Annotated in this window: 3 protein-coding genes; all 3 read right to left on the bottom strand. The window is 42.7% G+C overall.

From position 1 onward, the window contains the following. A partial coding sequence (locus KIT86_RS23710) for a retroviral-like aspartic protease family protein (RefSeq protein ID WP_297402986.1) occupies positions 1-757 on the bottom strand: 757 nt, incomplete at its 3' end. A 149-nt stretch (positions 758-906) separates the two neighbouring features. After that, positions 907-2,139 (bottom strand): hypothetical protein, encoded by a 1,233-nt coding sequence (locus tag KIT86_RS23705; protein ID WP_297402985.1) that lies wholly within the window; start codon positions 2,137-2,139, stop codon positions 907-909. A gap of 331 nt (positions 2,140-2,470) precedes the next feature. After that, positions 2,471-6,001, bottom strand: coding sequence for a reverse transcriptase domain-containing protein (locus KIT86_RS23700; protein ID WP_297402983.1), 3,531 nt, complete (start codon positions 5,999-6,001; stop codon positions 2,471-2,473). Positions 6,002-6,072: the final 71 nt, after the last annotated feature.

Genomic DNA, 6,072 nt, shown 5'->3' with positions numbered 1-6,072 from the left:
GCTCTCTATATAACGCATCTTGAATAATAATTTGCTCCTCAGAAGCAACAGCTTTGCTAGTCTCTTTTGGCGTTGATTCCCGTTCTTGATGTTGTTGTTGAGCCTGTTTTTCCTGTTTGTTATTGCTCTGAACTGAATTGCTGCTGCTGCTGCTGCTGCTTTTATAGCGTCGCATTTCGCCTGTCACCCATTTCCAACTTCGCGCAGGAATTCTCGTTGTTTGTTGCATGACAATCGCAGCAACTGTTTCAGTTAGTTCCTCTTTCCGTCTTTGTTCTTTCGATTGTTGTTGTTGATCATTATTTTCCTGAGAGTGGTGTAAATTGAACTTGATTTTCTTTCCTCCTTTCAAGGTCACAGTTGACTTTGGAATGTTGATAACTGTGCCAAATTTCGTCAATGCGTCCATACCAAGAATGACATCGTTCACCAATCCAACAGCTACCATCATCGATATGCTTTCTTTCACTCCTGCCAGATTCACTCTTTCTTGAATCATTCCAAGACAGTCGAAGATAGATCCCTCCGCTGCGCAAATCCGATCCGTTGAGCTCCAAGGTAGTAGTTGAATGTCGTCTTCGTTCGCATTGAAAACAGCGTCTTGTAGCGCCTCCAATGTTGTTTTACTAATCATTGAGATGGGTGCTCCTGTGTCCAGTACAGCTTGCATTCTGCAACCTCTTATCGATATATTTGCCTTCAATGCTGTCAGCTTTCTTCGTCCGTTCGTCATTTTGATTGCCTCTACCGTTTTCATTGTTCGCTTTCCTCTTTTCTTTCTCTGTACTGGTTTGTTTTGCAAGTGTGCGGGTGATTTCTGAGAAAGAATATTGTTTATTGTACCAATATTCTTGTTGTTCTCATGAATGTTGTGGGAAGCTCGTTGTCCCGCCGCCGCGGCTTCCCTTAGTCTTTTCCCGAACGATTTTGATTGCCATCGCGATTGCTTCTCGATGGACTTCTCGTCTGACGTCGATTGTCTTCAGCATGTTGCTGTTGTTGTTGTTGTTGACTTCTTCCATTATTACTATCGTAATTTCGTCTGGTCCAACAAACATTTGCTGCGTGGCCTTTTTGTCTGCAGAGTTGACATCTGATTGATGGACATCTGGCCTGAAGATGACCGGTTTCTCCACAGTTGTAGCATTTACTATCCGTAAATTGTTGCCGCTGTTGTGTTGGTCTTTGATTTGATTTCCAATTTCCGTTGTTTCGATAGCCATTATTTCCCATCGACGGTCGTCGTTGTTGGTGAATGGCATTTACTGAGTGTTTCCTATCATCGCCGTCGTCGTCGTTGTTGTCGTCATTTCTGTCGTCGTCGTTGTCATCATCGCCTTCGTAATCACTTCCTTTCTCAGCTCGTACATTCTTACTACTACCACTAGTAGTTTCAATGTTTGACACGGTCCGAGCAACAATTTGCAATTGTTGAAATTCCTTTGCTTTTGCACTAGCATATGTCCTAATTCGCTGCGGTTCATCATGCGATAGCATTGCACTGTCGATCATTGTTTGAATATTCGTTTTCAACTGACTTGATAAGCCTTTCACAAATTGCTTGCTGATTTTCTTGTTGTCGTAGATGTGAATTTCAGTTGCAGATCTTTGTACTCGCTTCCAGAAGTCCTCTTCTGTTTCGCCTGAGCGTTGACGTAGCTGTTTGAATTCCTTTTTGGCCAAATCCATATTCTTTGCGAAGTGTGATCGAAGTGCAGCGTCTATACTCTTAAACGAGACACCACCGGTTGCACCCACCATTGAAGCTTCTTGCCGCAAACATGCTCTCAACAAAGCTCCTTTTGAGATGTCATTATTATCAACTCCTCGAGCTTCTGCATACAGTTCGAATACTTGTAAGAATTGTTCCAGGCTTCCCTTTCCTTCGTACGTTGGTGGATTCTTCTTCATGGTTTCGAGTAGAATCGATTTCGTATTGTTCGAATTGACCGAAGCGTCCGAATTGACCGACGACGAGTTGGCAACTGAGAACTGTAATATACTGTTTGTCGATTGTCTGTTGCTGCTTGCTTTTTCATTCGGCGTAGACGGAGAGTCTTTGCCCACTGTGAGGTCAGCAATAGCAATCGGTATCGGCTTCGAGGGTGTAAGAAGAATTTCATCCTTTTGAACGTTCATTTTCTTTTTCTTGTTTGGGTCCTGCAGTCGTCGCCAATGTTATGAAATGGATGCACAGAGTCTGTACGCTGATGGCGTTTATTAGACTTAGGCTTGAAGGTTGAGGTTATTGCAAGACTGACTAAGAAGCTCCGTCGCTGGTATATTTATGTCGGAACAAGGTTTCTCCGGCCTTGATTGGTTTCTCCGGTAGGAGTAAGGTTTCTCCGAGTTTCTCCGGTTTCTCCGTTCGGGACAAGGATTCTCCGGATTGGCTTGTTCATACAAATACCTATCTCACCACATTACCCTCCCCTTTTTTTTTGGAAGCGCGTCCTCGCGCTCTCCGTGGCTAATCTCGAGATCGTGGTTTGCGAACTACTCTTCCGGATCGAGTGGTAGTCGCTGCAGTTGTTTTTGTTTCCTCAACAACTGGCTTTGTAGCTTTCTTTGATTTGTTGTTGGATCGTGATGGTGGAGTTGCTATCTGTTCGTCTTTGCTCTGAAGAGTGACTGTTGGTTTCTGTTGCTGTCGTAAGTTGAATCGATTCAATATTTCGGGGGCATTTAGATCCGATTCGTTCACCCAAATATTATGTCCCTTGGTGAAATCTTTCCATTTGACTAAATACTTAGTCTCACCGTCGGATGTTACCTGTTTTTCTAAAATGTCCTCAATTTCGTAGTGATCTGGCTGCACATCCGAGTTATCTGTTGGATCGTAGATATCGCTGATAATGTACTTCTTGAGCCGATTGATATGCACGCGTTGTTTGTTGTTTGGATCACGAATATTGACAATTTCAGCGTTGAGTGGGTTGTGTTTTTCTGTTGTTGGGTTGAGAACTCGAAATGGTCCAGACCAACATCTTGACAGTTTTGCACTTTTCCCTGGTTCTGTTTTTGGTGGAGTGAATAGCATCACCAACTCTCCTGGCTCGAACTTGATATCTGCCACTTTCTTGTCATAGGATGTTTGCATTTTCGCAGCTTGTTCGCGAAGATTTTCAGCAACGATTTGATGAGCGAGTTGAATGGGTCCCAAAATATCGCTTCGTCGTTGTTGAACTGTTTCAGCAGCATTTGACATCTCATCGTCCTCCAACTCGCGTTCAACTGGTGAACAAATATCTCTTCCAAGAGCTAAAAATGCTGGAGTATCACCTGTGGTCGGATGTGGTGTTGCGTTGTAAGCGAAAGTTATCATGTCTAAGTAGAGATCCCAATTTTCATGTGACTGATCAACATGTCGCTTCAGTTGCTGTTGCAAAGTTGAATTGAATCGCTCCACTTCACCATCTGTCTGTGGATGATAGCTTGTAGTATTCAATTTTGTTGTTCCAAGATACTTGTTCACTTGAGCTAGAACATCCGATAAGAATTGAGTGCCTCGATCGGACAGCAAATACTTGGGCGCACCCATTTTGCACACAATTTCCTTGATATACGCATTTGCGATAGTAGTGGCCTCCAGATTTGGAACTGGAATTGCCCACTTGTATTTTGAAAAAGCCTCTGAAAATACTAAAATAGCTGAATTTCCTCTTGGAGTTCGTGGAAGTGGTGTGATCAAATCCACGGCAATTCTTTCCCACAATCGACTTGCAGGAAATGGTTTCAGTTTTCCGATAGTTGATTCTCTACGATTCTTCGATTCCTGACATTTCTGACAACTGTCTGTCCAGTGATACGTATCTTTGATCATTGTTGGCCACCAGAATCGTTCCCTCAATCGCTCGTAAGTTCGGGCTCTGCCGAAATGTCCTCCGAGTAAACTGTCATGATGCAGTTGAAGAATCTCTTGTTTCATAGATTTCGGAACCACGATTTGACGTCGAGTTGTGTCTCTTGGTGCTCTCTTGTTCTGTGGCCACCACAAATGATACAAAACGCCGTTGAAAATTTCCATCTGAGCAGCTATTGCCGCAACCTTGCCATATTCACTTTTGTTGGATGTATCCATCTTTCCCTCCAGAAAATCGACAATTGGCTTCAGTTGATCGTCTTCACGTTGTGCCGCAGCCATCTGTTTGATCACTGAAGAAATTTTGTCTTCTGTCACAATGCTGACGTTGGAGATAGCGATTACCGCATTATTCTCTTCTGACTTCGTCGTTGTTGTTGCTAATTTCTCTTTGTTTGATGGCATTTTCTCCCTCTCGATTTCTGGCAAATTCAACACTGGTGGTCGAGAACAGAAATCGGCATTTGTGTTCTGTTTTCCTGGTCGATATTTGATCTCAAATGGTTGAAATTCTTCCATTCGTAGAGCCCATCGTGCCATCATTCCATTTGTATCTTTCGAGCGAGCTAGCCAACTCAGAGCACTGTGATCGGTATGAATTGTAAACTTGCTTCCATGTAGATAAGGTCTCCAAAGTTTCGCAAATGTTACCACTGCCAAACTTTCTTTCTTCGATGTTGAATAAGCCCTCTCTGCGTCGTTTAAAATCCTCGATCCATAAGCAATGACACGTTCTCGTCCGTTGTCATCCAGTTGTGAAAGTACTCCTCCAATGGCCACGTTAGATGCATCTGTTGACAGACTGAAAGGTTTTTCAAAATCTGGATATGCAAGTATTGGAGCTGTTGATAACTTCTGAATAATTGTCTGAAATGCTTGTTGTTGTTCAGCCGTCCAATCCCATGCATTTTTCGATGAAGTCAACTTGCTTAACGGTGCCGTTATGTGAGCAAATTCATGAATGAATTTCCGATAGTATGAAGCCAATCCAAGAAATCGTCTCAACTCGGCTACATTTCTTGGAGTTTGAAGTTGAGTCAATACTTTCACTTTCTCGGGGTCCATTTTGATTCCGTCTTTCGATACAATGTGTCCAAGAAATGGCAGCTCCGTTCGGCAGAAATTACATTTCGATGCCTTGATAAACATGTTGGCCTGCTTGACTCGATTGAATACTTTCTGTAAATCTTTCAAGTGTTGTTTGAAATCTTGACTATACACAATGATATCGTCGATGTAAACCAGACAGCAAATGGTCGTTAATCCTGCCAGAATCACATCCATGTTCCTCTGAAATGTACTTGGTCCATTTGTGATTCCAAATGGCATCACATTGAACTCAAATAGTCCATGTTTTGTTGAAAATGCTGTTTTCTGCTTATCTTCCTCCCGAATTGGAATCTGCCAGTATCCTGACGCTAAATCAAGTGTTGAAAATATAGTTGCTTTTCCCAGTTTGTCGAGCGTGTCTTCAATACGTGGCATTGGATATGCATCTTGTCTGGTTACTGCGTTGAGAGCTCTATAATCAATACAGAAACGAAGTTCTGTTGATCCTTTCTTTGGAACCATCACCACCGGTGCTGACCAGGGACTTGTACTTGGTTGAATTACGTTCGCTTCCAACATTGCAGTGATATGTTCTTTCGAAATGGTATCTTCTTTCGGACTGCTTCGATAGTAAGATCGTCGAATTGGCTTTGCATCGCCGGTGTCAATTTCATGTGGCACAAAGTTTGCTTTGCCTGGATTGCGAAGTGACTTACAAAACAGTTGACTATTTTGTCGAAGCAATTCTGCCAGTTGAAGTCGGTCCGTTGCCGGTAGTGCTTTGTCCGTTCTGTTCAGTATTCGATTCAATTCGTCTTCAAATTCGTTTCCGATTTGAGGAAGTTTCGGTGGATTTGAAGAAATTGCATTCACTGTTGTTGTTGTTGTCGTCGTCGTTGCGATTATTCTATTTTCAGTATCCGTGATTTCCTTCTGTTCTGAATTTGACGTTTCTTCTTGACTGTTCTGTCCACATGAAAATTCTCCCACTTGAATTGAGTTACTATCGTCCGCTTTCTCTAGTCGGACGGCAGTTGCAATCCGTCGATTTGTGCGTATCTTAATTGGCTCGTTTCCGAAATTTGCCATTAAAACCAAGACGGTTGTATCATCTGGCTTGATTTGTGTGATTCCTCTAGTGACTCGTACAGATTCGAATT

It is taken from the genome of Hydrogenophaga sp., from assembly GCF_026125825.1.
Classification (GTDB): Bacteria; Pseudomonadota; Gammaproteobacteria; order Burkholderiales; family Burkholderiaceae_C; genus Hydrogenophaga.
Note: the sequence above shows the minus strand (reverse complement) of the source record. Positions and strands in the feature narration are given on the sequence as shown.